Source organism: Silvania confinis (assembly GCF_025564085.1).
Classification (GTDB): Bacteria; Pseudomonadota; Gammaproteobacteria; order Enterobacterales; family Enterobacteriaceae; genus Enterobacter; species Enterobacter confinis.
The window spans coordinates 78,845-95,944 of the sequence record NZ_JAMGZJ010000069.1; the positions used below are offsets into that span (position 1 = coordinate 78,845).

Sequence of the window (17,100 nt, forward strand, 5' to 3'; positions counted from 1 at the left end):
TTCATAGAACCTCACCTTTTCGTTATGCATCTCATTATATAACGAAAAATCTGGCAGCGTCTCGACCTCCTGAAGGAGTAACGGCGTTGAGGCTAAAACAAGGTGACCGGTTCTGCGTCAAGGCTTGCAAGTGTGTCCTGGCTCGCAAACAGGCGCTATCTAATGAATTTCTATTATGGATATAAGCAAGCGCGCTAATAAGAATGTAGGTACGTTAGGAATCATTCAAGGTGACTTAAATGTTTATGTCATGGTGGATAATTGCGCTTGTCGTTGCAGGGGTTGCTCTACTGTTCATGATGGTTACCCGGCTCTCCAATGAGGTCGATAAGCTCGAAAATGCGCTGGAAGAGAGCAAGGGAAAGATGAACTCGCTCAGCCTGCGCACAGAAAAGCTCAAACAAGCGAACCTCCGAATGACCGAAAGCCTGATGCAGGTTCGAGGTTTCATGGGACACACGCCAGGCAGCAACGGCACCGAGCAATAACGGGCCAGCAGGGAGCAGAATGCCGCCTTTCGGCGGCGTAGCAATGTTATTGCGCGATACGGACTACGCTTTCAGGCTTAGCGGCCTTGGTGGCTTCACCGTCATTTTTGACCGTCACAAACAGCGCGTTGTCGCGGGTATCCAGCGTCAGGCTATTCGGATGCGGAGGCAATGCCAGAGTCTGCAAACGTTTTAGCGTGGTGGCATCAAAGACCGCCAGCGTCCCTGTCCCCTGCTCTACGCGCACCCCGTTGCGGTTGGCGACATACACACGTCCGGCACGTTCATCCAGCAACACGCCAATCGGCACCTCGTCCGTCGGCTCGCTCGCCAGCAGCTTGCCGCTGTCGGCATCCAGTGCGAACAGGCGATGACCGCTGCTGCGACGGGTATAGGCCTGCTGCAGGAAATGGTTCCGGTACTTATCGCGGTCGATCCCCTGATCGACGCCCAGCACCCGATTGTGAGTCGGGTCGTAGACCAGGTTCAGCAGCTGATCGGCCTGGATCTCGGCGGTGCGAGTCAGTTCCAGTGTATCGGCATTCACCGTCATCAGCTGGCCCTGCATATTCGAAACAAACACCCGCCGCCCTTTTTCATCCAGCGCAATTCCCACCGCATAGAAGCCAAAGCCCGGCAGCGTTTTCTCCAGCTTACCGGTGCGGGTATCCACAACAAACAGCACGCTGTCGACCCCATAACCCAGCCCCGGCAGGAACAGCCGGCCCGTTCGGGCGTCATACCGGGCCTCGCGCACTTTATACAGATAGTCATCGGTGATTTTAAAACGCTGCAGCTCGCTTAACAGGAACTGCAGGTTTTCGCCGCTCAGGCCGTGCTTAAGGTAGGCCTGATGCAGGTTCACCTTCTCCTGCAGCACAATCGGCTGCAGGCTGCGGTTGGTCTGGGTATCCACCACGCCAACCGCACCGTTAAACCCCTCGGTCAGATACAGGCGATGGTTGTGGTCGTCCAGCGCCACGCCGAAGCCTTTTGCCGCAAGCGGGATTTCGGCCTGTACCTGGAGGGTGTTGGGATCGAGGCGCAGCACGCGGGAGCGGGCCTCTTCTTTCCAGTCTGGCGCGCTGACAAACACGGCGTGCTGGCTGGGACTGTAGGCCAGCTCAACCAGAGCCGGTGCCAGACTTTTTTGCGTGATCTGATTGGCCTGAATCAGGGCATCCGCAGCCTGTGCCGTGGCGGCAAAGGTGATTGTTGTCGCCACCAGCAGAGAGGCCAGCGTGCGTATCGGGAACGGCGTAACAGACATCAGGATCTCCATGTCACAAAGGGGAAATGACGGGGGAACGCCCCCGTCGCGGTTATCAGAACCAGACTTCCAGCGAGGCGCCAATAAGCCGTGAGCGCTGCTCGGTGGCGCTGTAGATATCGTTGCCGCTGATCATCACCTTGCGATCGGAATCAAACAGGTTTTGCGCAAAGACGGTGGCGCGGCCATACAGGAAGGTGTACCCCAGCTGGGCGTTGGCGGACCAGTACGAGCCGATACGTCCGCGCGAATCGTTATCGTAGGCGGAGTAGTAGGAATCAGAGAAGGCGACGTTGCCGCTCAGCTCCCAGCCCTGGCCCAGTCGCCACGTCGCGCCCGCATTGGCGGTATACGCCGGGGCCCGCGCCAGATCGTGACCTTCTACCCCGCTGCCCGGGAAGTCAGAAATACGGGTCTTCAGCAGACCGACATTACCGAACAATTCGACATCCCATGCCGGTGTCCAGGTTGCGCCAAACTCGGCACCCCAGGTTTCGACTTTGTCGGCATTGCGGATGATCGTCGAATTCGCCGCCAGGTAGTAGGGTAACTGCATGTCTTTGTAGTCGTTGTAGAACAGGTTCCCGGTCAGCACCAGGTTCGCGTCATCCAGCTTGTGGCGGGTATACAGCTCATAGTTCCAGACATATTCCGGGTCGTAGGTGTAGCTGGTAATCGGCGCACTCAGGGTAATGCCCGCGCCACCGGCGTTATAGCCGCGGGCGATACGCGCCCCCCAGGTCTGGTTCGGATCCGGTTTCCACGTCACGTCGAGTTTCGGCAGAAACACGTTGTAGGTTTCGTCGAGATCCACGCGCACGGTGTTGCTGCCGCCGATGCGTTTACGGTGCTCACTTTCTACGCGACTTGAACCGGTGATATCCACCTGCGGCGTCAATGCGTAGGTCAATTCCCCGTAGGCGGAGCTGGTACGGGTATCGTCGGTAAAATTTGAGCCACCAAAGATGTAAACCGACTCATCCTGTGAGGCATCAAAGTAGCGCAGGCCCGCCAGGCCGCGGAAGGTGCTGTCGGCGGTGCCGAAATGTGCCACCGGCTCCACGTGCACTTCACGCCCGTCGATTTTGGCCCTCGGTAGACCGGTGGCCACGTAACGGTTAATGTGGTACCCGGTATAAATCAGCTTATTCTCCAGCGTCAGGGCGTCATCGGCCTCCCACGAGAGATCCCAGATCCCGCTGTTGACGTTGCTTTTGAACACCGCCCTGCGCCAGTCGTATCGCGGGTTAGTCGGGTGCGGCATCGGGTTTTCACTTTCGTTCTGCGGCGAGCCGCTGTCGGCATGGTTGAACGTCAGTTTGCTGGTCACATCCGGCAATCCTGCCGGGTTAAACAGCAGTTTGGCCCGCGCATTGGTGGTTTGCACTTCGCGCGGATCGCCCACCGGATCGTAGGCCGGCAGGTCGATATCGCTGCGACGGCGCTGGCGATCCACGCTGACACGAAATGCCAGCTGATCCTCCACCAGCGGACCGGTAGCCATCATCGCCAGCTCGGAAGAGTGCTGATTTCCGGCTCCCCCTTTGAACGCGCTTTCCCATTCAAAGCTCGGATCTTTGGAGGTCATGACGATGGCACCGGCAATCGCGTTACGGCCCTGAATGTAACTCTGCGGCCCGCGGAACATCTCCACGCGCTCCATATCCCACAAGGTTTGCGGGCCATAAGCCTGCTCGTTATAGGTCAGTGAACGCCCATCCAAAGAGAGACTCAGACGCGGTCGGGTGCCGCTGAGAAACGCCCCTGCGCCGGTGCTGGGCCCGGAACCGTCCACCCCGCGCACGGTAGGCAGATCGTTACCGATACCAATATCAACGGTGTTGGCGGTGAGGCGCATCAGGTCTGTCACCGTTTCGGCCCCTGGCAGGCTGTCGATGCGGCGGCTGTCGAAGACCTCAACGCTCGAGCCGGTATCAAGAATTGAACGCGCGGTTTTTTCACCGGTGACAATCAAGGTCTCTTGATCCTGATAACTCTCTTCATTCACCTCGGCCGCGCTGGCACTGCCAGGCAGCGCCGAGAACAGACCAAACAGAAGAGGCGTTACCCCTCCGGCAAAATTAATCCCTACTTTTTTCAACGTGACCATAATATGTCTGAGCCGCAGCGGACTCTCTCCCTTGTCCAGAAAAAAACATTCCTGTTGGTAATAAGAATGTCGTGAAACGACAATGTCTTGCGGCCAGTACGCCCGACCCTGTAGCATATTTCAGGCAAAAGCCGCCCTTGCCCCTCTTAATGGGAGCGATGAGCAATGTTGACGGGCGTAAAATGATGTTACAAACGATAAATCTTTACATTTGTTAATGCAAATCATTCTCAACCACCATTATTGGCGGGCATGTGCTGACTGGATTAATGAAAAAGGGATATAAGAAGATGAGTGTAATGAGTGTGGCCCGAAGAAAGCCCTGCCGACGTCGTAATGGTTCTGCTATGAGGATTTTGCCATGACCCCCTTTCATCAACTGACGGCCACCAGCCTGCAAGGCCAGAATATCCCGATGGCCGACTACGCGGGCAAGCTGGTTCTGGTGGTGAATACCGCCAGCCACTGTGGCTTTACGCCACAATACGCAGGCCTGGAAACGCTCTACACAAAGTACGCGGCCCTGGGGCTGGTGGTGCTGGGTTTCCCCTGCAACCAGTTCGGTAAGCAGGAACCCGGCAACGCCGACGACATCGTCCAGACCTGTCAGATCAACTACGGTGTGACTTTCCCGATGTTCGAGAAAGTGGAGGTCAACGGCAGTGGAGCGCACCCGGTGTTTCGGTATCTGAAAGCCGAGTTGCCCGGGGTGCTGGGTGGACGAATCAAGTGGAACTTCACCAAGTTCCTCATCGGACGCGACGGCAAACCCCTCACGCGTTTTGCCCCAATCACCACCCCAGAGAAAATGGAAGCCGCCATCGTTGCAGCACTTGAAATGTAACTGTAAGGCGTTTCCAGCAACTCTTTGTGTAAGGTTAGCGGAGCATCACGCATCGTGGGGGATGAAATGTTCACAGCTCATCACGATTGCCCGGCGTAGCCACTGGTGCGCCGGATCGGTGTTTTTCCTGCTATGCCAGGCCTGCTCATAGTTGAAAGCGGACAGCGGCAACGGCGGCTCAAAACGGCTGAGCGATTCATGATACCGCTCAGGTATCACAGAGCGGCTGGCAACGGTCAGCACCAGGTCGGTTCCCGGAAGCAGACTGACCGCCGCGCTCCAGTGAGGTAATGCCACGCAAATGTGGCGCTTCAGGCCCCGCGCTATCAGGGCCTTTTCAATCTCATCCACGGCATCCGGCAGCAGGGCCAACATCACATGCGGTTTAGCCAGCCATTCTTCCAGCGTCAACTGGCCATTCTCTGGCAGAAAGCCCCGATCGGCCAGACAGATAAACTGTTCCGTGAAAAGCGTTTCTTTCTGTATTGCACTCCCGGCCGCAGGGAAAACGCCCAGCGCCAGATCCACTTCCCCCTCTTCAAGCTGCGCCAGCATCATTTCCCGGCTTGCCTGGCTGATAGCGAGGTCAAATCCGGGTGCATTCTGACGCAGATAAACAAGCAAAGACGGCAATACAATCCGCGCCGCGTAGTCTGACATGGCGATGCGAAAGCGTCTCTTCGTCGTTGACGGATCGAATTCCGGCGAACCCACCAGGTTATTCAGTCCGTACAACGAGGCCTCAAGCGGGGGAAGCAGCGTTTGCGCCCTGGCTGACAGCGTCATCTTGCCGTTTTTACGGATCAGTAGCGGGTCGTCAAAGTGATCCCGCAGTTGCGCCAGCGCATGGCTGACGGCTGGCTGGCTGCGATGCAGCCTGACCGCCGCGCGGGTGACATGCTTTTCAGTCAGCAGAGCGTGCAGCGTCAGCAGCAGATTGAGATCGATCTTTCGCAGTTCATCCATTTCGTGCATATCCTGCATGCGTATAAACGATTTCAATAAATATAACTGATAGTGAAGAATGCCTCCATCGCGTCCCCCACGTATACAGAGGTATCACATGTTCAGTAAGGCCATGATTTTGACATTCATCCCGGCAGTAATGGCATTTCTTGCCGGTACCGTGCTGCCTTTTCAGGCCACGAGCAATGGCGCGATCGGTAAGGCGCTGGGGCACCCGCTGTGGGGAGCCCTCGTCTCACTGACGGTCAGCATACTCGTGGTGCTGCCTCTGCTGTGGTTTCTCAAGGTCCCGGCGCCGCGAATCAATAATGCCTTACAGGGCCCCTGGTGGCTGTGGGTTGGCGGGATACTTGGCGCGGTTTATGTCATCAGCGCGGCTGCACTTACACCGAAGCTGGGTGCTGCGGGTTTCCTCGTGCTGGTGGTGGCCGGTCAGATGGTCGCGGCGGTGCTGGTCGACCATTGTGGTCTGATGGGCCTCACCCCCCGCCCGGTAACGCTTGCCCGGCTCGCCGGGGTGGCGATGATCCTTATCGGCGCGGTGCTGATTCAGCACGCAGGAAGCGCTACCGGGGAAACAAAAATGCGCGTTTCCAGTCAGGCAAGATCCTGAATACATCAGTGGCTTAAGCGGGTCGTATATTTATGCTCATGAGTCAGACTCCATGTGACAAAAATTAAGTGTCCGTTTAGCCAGCTTCTTCTGCAGAAGAATAATGATTACAGGGAATCCTGATGCGGAAATGGCACAGACCGTCAGCAGCTTATTCACATCCTGTGGTGCCATGCCACCATCGGGGAACAGATAAGCGGACAGGAAAAATGCGGCGGTGGTCATTAAATACATTATGGATGTTTGTAATGAAGAGAATCCCGCGCGTTGGCTGTCCTCAGGAAACTGCATCGTAACCACCGAAGACGACACCAGACGACTGTATGAGGCACCGAGAAATACAGTGATAAATAACGCCGCATGCTGATAGCCGAGAATGGGGATCAGCAAACTCAGTATAAAGACCAGGGTTGAGCCAGTAGCCAGAATCAAAGCAGAATAACGGGACGTTATTAGAACGGTTATTTTTGTCGACAGATACCCCGCAATTCCCCCGGCGAAAAACAGCCAGGGCAACAGGTCTTGCGACGCGCCCAACTGCCGGGTTAACAAGGGAACCAGAACAGGAATCACCAGCATGGGGCTAAACTGTACCAGCGCATTACAGGACGCGAACAGTAAAGTGTCCCTGTCCAGGCGCTGCGGGGGAAGCGATTCTGAAGAGACTGGATCCTGGGGAATAATGGAGATAATCAGGGGTAACGCCAGTAAACAAAACAGGCTTATTAACCACAACGCGATATGCCAACCATAATTGGTACACAAATATAATACGGTAGGCATGCCAACAATACTCACCAGCGAAAATGACGCAATCACCGTGGCTAACATTTTTCCGCGCAAGTGCGCCGGGGCGTTATTGATCAACAGACTTGTTCCCACCCCCATTGTCGTCCCGCCAACCAAACCTGCACAGAAGCGTAATGTCAGCAGCAGACTAAAACTGGAAATGTATGTCGTTAACAGCGTCAGGAGGCCGAGTAGTGCCATATTGACGAATAAAAAACGTTTTTTATTGCAACCCCCCATCCAGTAAAAGGCGATAAAGCCCGACAGGACCGCACCCGAGGTGTACATCCCGGACACGTAGCCTGAGAAGGAGACGGGAACGGCGAAATCTGCTGCCATAAAAGCAAAAACAGGGTTGAACGCCATATATTCCAGCGCATTCGTGAACTGGATAAAAGCCATTACGATGGCTATCCGCATGAGGGCGTGATGATTAAACGTCGGTGTGACCGGTGACATGGCAAGGAACCTGTGGATGAAAGATACCCGAGTTTACCCGCTATCAAAAGCGTCCATTAGATGGTAAAAATGGCTCTTATTATTATCATTTATGGGATAATCCATGCGTCCGGCGCTTGATTTTACGACCCTGAAAGTGTTCATTGCCGTGGTTGAGAAAGACAGTTTTGTCGGGGCCGCACGCGTCCTTGAAATGCCGACATCGAATGTGAGTCGTTGTATTTCTCAGTTAGAAGATAAACTCAATCTTCAGCTCATTGAGCGCAGTACCCGCCATATGAAACTCACCCAGGCAGGCCACCTGCTCTATTCCCGGGCGAAGCCATTACTGGAGGCGCTCGAGCAAACTGAAACAGAATTAACGTTACGGCAAATGCAGCTCAAGGGCCCGTTACGTATCTGTATTCCTAATGAAATCGGCCCTGCCTTGCTGGGTTCTGTTATTGCCGATTTTGCCTGCCAGTACCCGGATCTCGAGATCAGCTGTGTCACAAATTTGTCAGGTTTAGAGTCCCTGAGAGACGACCTGGATCTGGCCGTCATTATTTCCCGAGGTAAGATGGATGACAGTGATTACATCGCTCGTCATCTGATGACTATCCCTTGCACCATTGTTGCCGCCCCCGCCATTATTCAGCGTTATGGCCCCCCTTCTCATATTAAACAGCTTGAAGAATTACCCTGTATTACCACGGTCAGTGCCCTGAAAGGCGCGCCCTGGCAGTTTGTTAATGCAAAGGGGGGATTCGAGACCATCAAGGTTAACGCGCATTATCGGGTCAACAGCGGAGAGATGGCAGGACGCGCTGCAATCGCCGGTGTCGGGTTTGCCATTCTGTCGAAACAGGCCTGCCAGCCCTACATTGATGATGGGCGGCTTATCGAAGTGACGTTTGAACAATCGGCAGCCCCATTGCAATTGTTCGCACTGTATTCCGACAGGCGTTATTTGCCCGCCAAAACAAGAGCGCTCATTGATTTTATGCATCAGCATTTGAGCGCACTTTCCTGAGTGAGCACCCGCTCGTCACGGCACATTAGTGTTGGACGCCGTCTGATAACAAGCTTCCATGCTATCGAGTGCGGACTCATGTTCTAATCCCCATTGGTACATTTGCTCAATGGGTTCGGCAAAGGTTCGGCCAAGCGCGGTCAGTCGGTAATCAACTTTGGGCGGGATCACGTCATACACATGGCGGGCAATTAAGCCTCGCATCTCCAGCTCTTTCAGCGTCTGGAACAGCATTTTCTTGGAAATTCCCTGCAGGCTACGCTGCAACTCGCCGGTGCGAGCACGTTCTTCCGGCCAGTGATACAGCGCGTGCAGCACCATTGTGCTCCATTTAACGGAAAAGAGTTCCATCAGGCGGCGCGGCGGCGAGTCCGCATAGAAAAAGAGTTTACCGTCAACCCAGGCTGGCACTGTTCTGTCCTCTGCTTATGGTCACCAAATGGTGACTACTATCAATATGGAACCTCGTTATTTATAGTCTGCCCTCTTGAGTTAGCCAAAACCAGCACATTCCTGAGGTACGATGAAAATCAACGCATTAGTCGCCCATGACGCGGCACAACCCTTACTATCCGGCCAGATTGCGCTGCGCTCGTTACAGAAGCAAGATGTCAAAATCGAGATCCTCTATTGCGGCGTGTGCCACTCCGATCTCCATATGGCGCGTAACGAATGGGCGGTGAGCCAGTATCCACTGGTGCCAGGGCATGAGATTGTCGGGCGCGTCGTGGCGGTGGGTGACGAAGCTACCCAGTTTAAACCCGGTGATATCGTCGGTGTCGGCGTGATGGTCGACTCCTGCCGCGAGTGCCATTTCTGCAAGACCCACGAAGAACAGTATTGTGAAGCGGGGTTTACCGCGACCTACAACGGCATTGATAAATACACCGGCGACAGAACCCGGGGCGGCTACGCGCAAAGCGTGATTGTCGATCAACATTTTGTGGTTTCGGTTCCGCAAAATCTGCCGCTTGCCGGGGTTGCCCCACTGCTGTGTGCGGGCGTAACGGTATGGTCGCCGCTGCGTCATTTCAACGTCAAAGCAGGCGATCGGGTTGGGGTTGTTGGGCTGGGAGGCCTGGGCCATATGGCCGTTAAGCTGGCCAGCGCGATGGGCGCGGAGGTGACGCTGTTTACCACTTCCCCGGAAAAAGGCAACGATGCCCGTCGTCTGGGGGCAAAACAGGTCGTGGTTTCACGCGATGCCGCGCAAATGGCCGCCTGCCAGACCTCGCTGGATTTTATTATTGACTGCGTCGCAGCCCCGCACGATCTGGACCCGTATCTGGCGGCCTTGAAAACCAATGGCCGCCTGGTGTTGGTCGGCATTCCAGACCAGCCACACACCGCGCCGAATATTACGCCTATGGTGTTTCGCCGTTTAAGCATCAGCGGATCGTCAATTGGCAGCATTCAGGAAACCCAGCAGATGTTGGACTTCTGCGGCGAGCACAATATTACCGCCGATATTGAAACGATCGCGGGCGAAGATATCGAAACGGCCTTTGCCCGTATGCTCAAAGGCGACGTGAAGTATCGCTTTGTTATTGATATGCAGGCGACGCGCTGGTAACGGAGTGACGGGCAATAATAGGTGCATATTATTCCCGTCGTTTTAAATCACCGGAGCCAGAGCCGATTTTGTAGAATTAATGGCAACTCTGATCGGAACAGATAGCGGTTCTCTTATGGCATCGATCCAACCATTATATTTCTTTTCGTTCAGGAGATAAAAATGGAAAGGTTATTCACACCCTTCAAAGCAGGTGACGCTGAATTAGTTAACCGCGTGGTGATGGCACCCATGACACGGTCTCGCGCCACGGTGGGTGATACTGCCGATGCGCTGACCGCAAAATACTATCAGCAGCGGGCATCGGCAGGCCTGATTATTACCGAAGGATCGCAAATTTCCGTTCAGGGACAGGGTTATCTCTTTACGCCCGGTATCTATAACGACGCCCAGGTGCAGGGATGGCAACAGGTAACGCAATCGGTGCACGAGGCTGGTGGCAAAATATATATCCAGCTCTGGCACGTAGGCCGAATTTCTCACCACAGTTTGCAGCACAACGGGCAGTCTCCGGTCAGTTCCGTGGCCGTAAAAGCGAATAACTCAACGTGCTATGCCCGAAATGAAAACGGCCAGCCGGGCCCGGTTCCGGTATCCGAACCCCGTGCTCTCTCAGTGCCTGAGATTAACGCTATCGTGCAGGATTACGTCCAGGCCGCTAAAAATGCCATTGATGCCGGTTTTGATGGGGTTGAAATCCACGCCGCCAATGGCTATCTCCTTGAGCAGTTTATCAACGGTGGACTGAATACCCGCCAGGATGAATACGGTGGCCCCGATCCCGAACATCGCCTGCGCTTTGTGCTGGACGTGACGGATGCTATATCTGCGGCCATCGGGGCCGGTAACACGGGGATCCGTCTGGCGCCGTTCGGACGCCTGTTTGATATGCACCCCTTCGAAGGCGAAGAAGAAACATGGTTACTGCTGGCCGAGAAGCTCAGCAAACGTTCGCTGTCGTATGTGCATTTGAGCGATCAGCAGACATTAGGTGAACAGGCTATTCCGGCTGGGTTTACCGATAAGTTTCGCGCGGCCTTTGACGGCCCGTTGATTATTGCCGGTGGTTTTGACAAACAGCGGGCCGAAGCGTACCTCCAGCAAGGGAAAGCCGACCTTATTGGCTTTGGCCGCCCTTACATCGCGAACCCGGACCTCGCAGAGCGCCTGGCCAATGACTGGCCGCTGAACAACGTCAACCGGGAAACCCTGTACGGCGGTGACGAGCAAGGATATACGGATTACCCTTTCTGGTCCGATAGCCCGGAATAATTAATCAAGCTGGCCGTCATCGGCTGCCTTAACCAGCGTGTCCACCACGTAGCGAATTTTTGGCAGCAGCTGGCGGCTTTTCGGCCACAGCGCGCTGATCGGCATCTCGCCACCGGAATGGCCCGACAGCACCTCCCGCAGCTCACCGCTCGCCAGGTATTTACCCACCAGCCACAGGGGTAGCTGAGATAAACCGCCCCCCGCCAGCGTGGCGGCGAGCATCGCATCACCGTCGCCAAACTCATGCGTCGGCGGCGGCGTATAGCGGCTTATCTGGCCGTCACTCTCCTTCAATAGCCAGGAAATGGGCTGATTGCGCCGAAAACCGACAACGCACTGATGCTGGCTGAGTTCAGCGGGGCTCTCGGGTTCGCCATGATGCAGCAGGTAGTCTGGCGAGGCGCAAATCACCAGTTTTTGCGTTGTCAGCCGTCTGGCGACCAGGCCGCTGCTGTCTGCCAGTTCGCCGATGCGAATGACCAGGTCAATCCCCTCTTCTATCAGATCAACCAGTCGCTCGCTGAAGGTGACGGTCAACGCCAGCTCCGGGTAGCGACGGGTAATTTGCAGCAGGATCGGCAGAATGCGCTGACGCCCGAAGGCGGCCGGGAGATCAACCCGGAGTCGGCCCGAGGGCTGAAAGAGATGCGAGGTCAGTTCCGCCTCGGCCTGCTCCAGGATATCGATGGCGCTCTGACAGCTGGCCAGAAATCGCTCCCCATCCGGCGTCAGGCTGAGTCGGCGCGTCGAGCGCTGAAACAGTTTCAGGCCAAGACGTTCTTCAAGCCGGCTGACACTTTTCCCCACGGCTGACTTGGTCAGCCCCAGTTTTTCAGCGGCCGCCGTAAAACTCCCCTGCTGGGCCGTGGTGACAAACGCCGTGATACCGCCCAGATGATCTGTTCTTCGCATAGTTTCCCGTCAATGGTAGTGACCGTATGCCATAAGATAACCCACAACGGTGGCTGCATTGTGGAATCTATGTCCTCATTGTGACAACCGTAAGCCGATTTATCCCGAATAAAAAAACAATCATAGTCATCTCCTTTATCAATACAGGAGAAGATCATGTCAGCTGTTCAGGGCTTTAAACATGTGGGTTTTTTGACCCGCAAAAAAGGTCAGAGTTTTGAAGAGTTTGTTCAACACTGGGACGAGGTGCACACCGCCATCACCCTCAGGCTGCCGGGCTTACGAGGGTATGTCCTGAATCCCATCGATCGGGAAAAATACCCTGATTCGCCGGTCGATGGCTTCTCGGAACTGTGGTTTGACTCGCTGGAAGACGCCATCGCCGCGTTTGATTCCCCTGTCGGGAAAGAAGCCTATGACGACGTGCCCAATTTCGTTGAGCACGCCGCAATTACGTACATTACCGAGATCAGGAAGCGGTAGCCTACTGAAAGCGGTATATCGACCTTTAGCTACCTAAAAAGAGAGGTGAAGATCATATCCGGCTCCCCTGCTGCTTTTCCGTTTCGGTTTGCACCGCAGGGCGAATTTTGAACCAGATCGCATACATCGCGGGCAGGAAAACAAGCGTAATGATAGTCCCGCCCAGCGTTCCGCCAATCAGCGTGTAGGCCAGGGTTCCCCAGAACACAGAATGGGTCAGCGGTATGAACGCCAGAATAGCGGCCATCGCCGTCAGTAAAACCGGTCGGGCCCGCTGCACCGTTGCTTCCACCACGGCATGGAAAGGGGCGAGACCTTGCTGCTCGTTATGATGGATTTGCCCGATGAGGATCAGCGTATTACGCATAAGAATTCCCGAAAGCGCGATCAAGCCGACAAGCGCATTGATGCCAAACGGCTGGTTGAAAAGCAGCAGCGTTGGAACCACACCGACAAGTCCCAGCGGCGCGGTAAGGAAAACCATGACCATGGCCGACATTGAACGCACCTGCAGAATGATGATCAGTAGCGTCAGGGCAATCATAATGGGGAACAACGGTGCCATTGCCTGAGTCGCTTTACCCGACTCTTCAATCGAGCCGGCCATTTCAATACGGTATCCAGGTGGAAGCGAATCAACGATCGGTTGCAGCTGTTTTATCATTGTTGAAGAAACATCCGGCGGCTGAAGGTTTTCCGCAATATCCCCCCGCACGGTAATGGTGGGCGTGCGATCGCGACGGCGCAGGATGGGGTCTTCCATTCTGACCTCGACCTCTCCGATTTGAGAAAGCGGTATGCGTTGGCCTTCATTGCCGACCAGAGTAAAGCCCTCAATCTTTGCCGGATCAAGGCGTATATCCCCTGCGGCGCGCCCCGCAACCTGTACCGCGCGAATATCTTCCCGCACAGAGGTAATGGGCACACCCGATAACAGGAACTGCAGCTGCTGGGCAACGCTGTTTGACGTTAAACCGGTTGCCTGCAGACGGTCCTGATCGAGGGTGAAATGGAGTGCTGGAACCTTTGAGCCCCAGTCGGAATTAACGGTTCTCATCATCGGGCTTGCCTGCAGCACAGCCTTGACCCTGTCCGCAATGTCACGCAGTTTATCGGGATCCGGTCCCATAACACGCCATGCAACCGGGAAAGGTGAATAGGGACCAAACACCAACTGTGTCGCGCGCACGCGCGCTTCAGGTGCCAGGCCGCTGGCAACCGCTTCCCGAAGCCGCAACTTGAGCGCCTCACGTGACGCCTGACTGTCCGTCATCACAATGATCTTCGCAAAAGATGGATCGGGTAATTCGGGTGCCATTGCCAGATAAAAACGGGGGGAACCCTGACCAATGTAAGCCGTCACGATTTTGGCTTCGGGCTGTTTTTTCAGCCATTTCTCTATTTTGACGGCTGCATTGCTGGTTTGCTCGATAGAGGTGCCATAGGGCATTTGCACTTCAACCAGCACTTCAGGGCGATCGGAGGTGGGGAAAAATTGCTTTTTCACCAGGCCCATACTCAACACCGCCAGCGTGAAAACGACGACTACGCTACTGGCCACGAGCCATTTTCTGGCGATAACGCGGGTCAGCAGGCGGCGAAAGCGGTTATAGCGAGGCGTGTCATAAATTGCGGCATGCCCCCCTTCCACCCTGGCAATTTCCGGCAGCATTTTCACGCCCAGATAGGGTGTGAAAACAACGGCAACGACCCACGAGGCAATCAGGGCGATGCCGACGATCCAGAACATATTGCTGGTGTATTCCCCGGCGGTCGATTGTGCGAAACCATTAGGCATAAAACCCACAGCCGTCACCAGGGTGCCCGCCAGCATCGGCGCGGCGGTATGGCTCCAGGCATAGGCGGAGGCTTTGATTCTGTCGTAGCCCTCCTCCATTTTAACGACCATCATTTCGATAGCGATAATGGCATCATCAACCAGTAAGCCCAGGGCGAGAATAAGGGAGCCCAAGGTTATGCGGTCAAAGTTTTTCCCGGAGGCGGCCATCACGACAAAAACAACGACCAGCGTCAGCGGCACCGCTGCCGCAACCACCACTCCAACACGCCATCCCATGCTGACGAAACATACCGCCATCACGACGAGCAAAGCGACGAAGAATTTGATCATAAACTCATCGACCGCTGAACGGATATTCACGGACTGATCGGTCACTTTCGTCAGGGTCATACCCAGCGGCATGTTGTCGTTAATTTTTGCTGTTTCGGCATCCAGTGCTTTACCCAGATCCAGACCATTCCAGCCTTCACGCATTACCACACCCAGCAGCAGAGCCGGTTCATGCTGATTACGAATCTGCAGGGTGGGCGGTTCTTCATAACCGCGTTCGACCGTTGCAATGTCGGACAGCTTGAGCGTTTTGCCTTGCGCAATAAACGGCGTGTCGCGGATCTTTTGCAGTTTGTCGAACGCACCATCGAGGCGGATAAAAATCTGTGCCCCGTGAGTCTCAATTGACCCTGCGGGCGTTAATGCGTTCTGGCTGTTTAGCGCAGAGAAAATATCCTGTGGCGATAGCCCAATCGTTGCCAGGCGTTCATGCGAGAAGGCGATGTAGATTCGCTCAGCCTGTTCTCCGATGATATTCACTTTCTTTACGCCAGGAACATGCAGGAACTGCTGGCGCAGCGCCTCGGCATCGCGTACTAACAAACGCTGGGGTTCGTCTTTGGCTTTCAGGGCAAAAAGGGCAAAGGTAACATCGGAGAATTCATCATTAATCATCGGCCCCATCACGCCGACGGGGAGATTTTTTGCTTCATCTCCAAGCTTCTTTCGCGCCTGATAGAATTGTTCCTGAACCTGAGAAGGCGGCGTTTTGTCCTGTAATGACAGGGTGATGAATGCCATGCCCGGACGGGTATAAGTTTCCGTTCGGTCGTACCATTTGAGTTCCTGCAGACGTTTTTCCAGGGGGTCGGCAACCTGATCCTGGATTTCCTGCGCGGTAGCGCCGGGCCAGACGCTGATGATGGTCATCTGCTTAACCGTGAACGGGGGATCTTCCGCTCGCCCGAGGCCAAAAAACGCCAAAATACCGGCAACGGTAATGAGGATAATCAGAAACAAGGTTATTGAGCGTTCACGAACCGCGAGCGCTGAGAGGTTAAACCTTTTTTCGCTCATGGTTTACTCTCCGCCTGCGCTGTATTCTGTTGTTCAGCCACCCGGACAGCTTCGCCTTCATGCAGAAGATGTGCCCCTAAAGCAACGATCGTCTCACCGGGCTGCACTTCACCGCTCACCTGCGCCGCATCATCACTCACACTGAGCACCTTAACCGACTTCCAGGTGACTTTTGCAGGCTGCGCAGAAATTCGCCAGACCCCCGGACCTTTACCCGCATCGTAAATCGAAGCCAGTGGGACCTGCATGACCTGACCTTCGTCTCTGTTTTCTTCGATTTTCAGCGTTACGGTTGCGCCCAGCGGCGCGTTTGCCAGCATGCCGTCCAGCACGTACCGGGCTTCGTAAGTACGGGTCATCGCATCTGCTGAATCGGAAAGTAGCCGCAGTCTGGCGGCGACAGGGTGTTTTTCGCTGCCGTAGAGCATTGCCTGAGCCGGACTGCCTACCGTAGGTCGCAGGGTTTCGGGTAGTTGCACAAGCGCCTCACGCTGCCCCGATCGGGCCAGCCGGATCACCGTCTGCCCGGCGCTGACCACCTGACCCGGTTCCGCGAGCGTCTCCATCACCCTACCGTCCGCATCGGCCAGCAACACGGCATAACCCATCGCGTTTTGCGCCACATTTGCCTGAGCCTGGGCCGCGCTGAGCTCCGCCTTAGCCGTGTCTGCCGCCGCTTTAATCTGGTCGTAATCTGCGGCAGAAATAGCGCCTGAGCTAACAATGCTGCGATAACGAGCCTCATCACTGGCCGCTTTTTTTGCCCGTGCCTGGGCGGCATCAACGGTCCGTTGCTGAGCCTGCGCCTGCAGCCTGAGATCCGCCGGATCCAGCCGCATCAGCGGCTGACCGCGTTTCACCTGCTGCCCGGTATCAACCAGGCGCGCAAGGATCTTACCCTGCACCCTGAAGCCAAGATCGCTTTGCGTTCTGGCAACCACCACGCCAGTAAACGTCCGTAAATTATCGTCCGCAGGTTTGACGGATACGGATCTGACCAGGGGTGGATGCGTGCGCGGATCGTCATTAGTGGAATTGTCGCCGCAGGCCACCAGCGCAAAAGGGAGGAGGCAAACGACAAAACGGGCGGATTTAAGCCTGAGCATGGGAACCCTTAAAAAATGAAAAGGACAGGATCCGCATTCTCAGACTAGTGACCAA

Annotated in this window: 15 protein-coding genes; 7 read left to right on the forward strand and 8 right to left on the reverse strand. The window is 55.3% G+C overall.

Annotated features, from left to right (window positions below):
- Positions 1 to 239 precede the first annotated feature (239 nt).
- Positions 240 to 488, forward strand: coding sequence for a hypothetical protein (locus M8013_RS05495; RefSeq protein ID WP_271266799.1), 249 nt, complete (start codon positions 240 to 242; stop codon positions 486 to 488).
- 46 nt (positions 489 to 534) lie between these two features.
- Here the strand turns inward: M8013_RS05495 and M8013_RS05500 are convergent, their stop codons facing one another.
- Both M8013_RS05500 and M8013_RS05505 read right to left on the reverse strand, forming a co-directional pair.
- A complete protein-coding gene (locus M8013_RS05500) occupies positions 535 to 1,758 on the reverse strand; it encodes a YncE family protein (protein WP_271266800.1) in 1,224 nt (407 codons plus the stop codon).
- 55 nt (positions 1,759 to 1,813) lie between these two features.
- Positions 1,814 to 3,868, reverse strand: coding sequence for a TonB-dependent receptor (locus M8013_RS05505; protein ID WP_271266801.1), 2,055 nt, complete (start codon positions 3,866 to 3,868; stop codon positions 1,814 to 1,816).
- Positions 3,869 to 4,229: 361 nt separating this feature from the next.
- Here M8013_RS05505 and M8013_RS05510 point away from each other — a divergent pair, with 361 nt between their 5' ends.
- Positions 4,230 to 4,712: a glutathione peroxidase gene (locus M8013_RS05510; protein ID WP_271266802.1), complete on the forward strand. Its 483-nt coding sequence runs from the start codon at positions 4,230 to 4,232 to the stop codon at positions 4,710 to 4,712.
- A 45-nt stretch (positions 4,713 to 4,757) separates the two neighbouring features.
- Here the strand turns inward: M8013_RS05510 and M8013_RS05515 are convergent, their stop codons facing one another.
- Positions 4,758 to 5,678 carry a LysR family transcriptional regulator gene (locus M8013_RS05515; RefSeq protein ID WP_271266803.1) on the reverse strand — a complete coding sequence of 307 codons (921 nt, stop codon included), beginning with the start codon at positions 5,676 to 5,678 and terminating at the stop codon, positions 4,758 to 4,760.
- A gap of 112 nt (positions 5,679 to 5,790) precedes the next feature.
- On the opposite strand from M8013_RS05515, the gene M8013_RS05520 reads away from it, so the two are divergent.
- Positions 5,791 to 6,291 carry a DMT family transporter gene (locus M8013_RS05520; RefSeq protein ID WP_271266804.1) on the forward strand — a complete coding sequence of 167 codons (501 nt, stop codon included), beginning with the start codon at positions 5,791 to 5,793 and terminating at the stop codon, positions 6,289 to 6,291.
- 36 nt (positions 6,292 to 6,327) lie between these two features.
- Here M8013_RS05520 and M8013_RS05525 read toward each other — a convergent pair whose 3' ends face one another.
- Entirely contained in the window at positions 6,328 to 7,539 is a 1,212-nt protein-coding gene (locus M8013_RS05525) for an MFS transporter (RefSeq protein ID WP_271266805.1), read from the reverse strand.
- Between the two features lie 103 nt (positions 7,540 to 7,642).
- On the opposite strand from M8013_RS05525, the gene M8013_RS05530 reads away from it, so the two are divergent.
- On the forward strand, positions 7,643 to 8,551 hold the full coding sequence (locus M8013_RS05530) for a LysR family transcriptional regulator (protein ID WP_271266806.1): 909 nt from the start codon (positions 7,643 to 7,645) through the stop codon (positions 8,549 to 8,551).
- 15 nt (positions 8,552 to 8,566) lie between these two features.
- On the opposite strand, the gene M8013_RS05535 is transcribed toward M8013_RS05530, so the two are convergent.
- On the reverse strand, positions 8,567 to 8,962 hold the full coding sequence (locus tag M8013_RS05535; protein WP_271266807.1) for a winged helix-turn-helix transcriptional regulator: 396 nt from the start codon (positions 8,960 to 8,962) through the stop codon (positions 8,567 to 8,569).
- 112 nt (positions 8,963 to 9,074) lie between these two features.
- On the opposite strand from M8013_RS05535, the gene M8013_RS05540 reads away from it, so the two are divergent.
- Positions 9,075 to 10,124: an NAD(P)-dependent alcohol dehydrogenase gene (locus tag M8013_RS05540; protein ID WP_271266808.1), complete on the forward strand. Its 1,050-nt coding sequence runs from the start codon at positions 9,075 to 9,077 to the stop codon at positions 10,122 to 10,124.
- 162 nt (positions 10,125 to 10,286) lie between these two features.
- The gene (locus M8013_RS05545) at positions 10,287 to 11,396 is read left to right on the forward strand and encodes an alkene reductase (protein WP_271266809.1); all 1,110 of its coding nucleotides are present in this window, start codon (positions 10,287 to 10,289) and stop codon (positions 11,394 to 11,396) included.
- Here the strand turns inward: M8013_RS05545 and M8013_RS05550 are convergent, their stop codons facing one another.
- Positions 11,397 to 12,308, reverse strand: coding sequence for a LysR family transcriptional regulator (locus M8013_RS05550; RefSeq protein ID WP_271266810.1), 912 nt, complete (start codon positions 12,306 to 12,308; stop codon positions 11,397 to 11,399).
- A 156-nt stretch (positions 12,309 to 12,464) separates the two neighbouring features.
- Here M8013_RS05550 and M8013_RS05555 point away from each other — a divergent pair, with 156 nt between their 5' ends.
- Complete coding sequence (locus M8013_RS05555) at positions 12,465 to 12,791, forward strand: EthD family reductase (protein ID WP_271266811.1); 327 nt, start codon at positions 12,465 to 12,467, stop codon at positions 12,789 to 12,791.
- 52 nt (positions 12,792 to 12,843) lie between these two features.
- Here the strand turns inward: M8013_RS05555 and M8013_RS05560 are convergent, their stop codons facing one another.
- A complete protein-coding gene (locus M8013_RS05560; RefSeq protein WP_271266812.1) occupies positions 12,844 to 15,939 on the reverse strand; it encodes an efflux RND transporter permease subunit in 3,096 nt (1,031 codons plus the stop codon).
- Positions 15,936 to 17,045 carry an efflux RND transporter periplasmic adaptor subunit gene (locus tag M8013_RS05565; protein WP_271266813.1) on the reverse strand — a complete coding sequence of 370 codons (1,110 nt, stop codon included), beginning with the start codon at positions 17,043 to 17,045 and terminating at the stop codon, positions 15,936 to 15,938. The genes M8013_RS05560 and M8013_RS05565 overlap by 4 nt, the downstream gene beginning before the upstream one ends.
- Positions 17,046 to 17,100 lie beyond the last annotated feature (55 nt).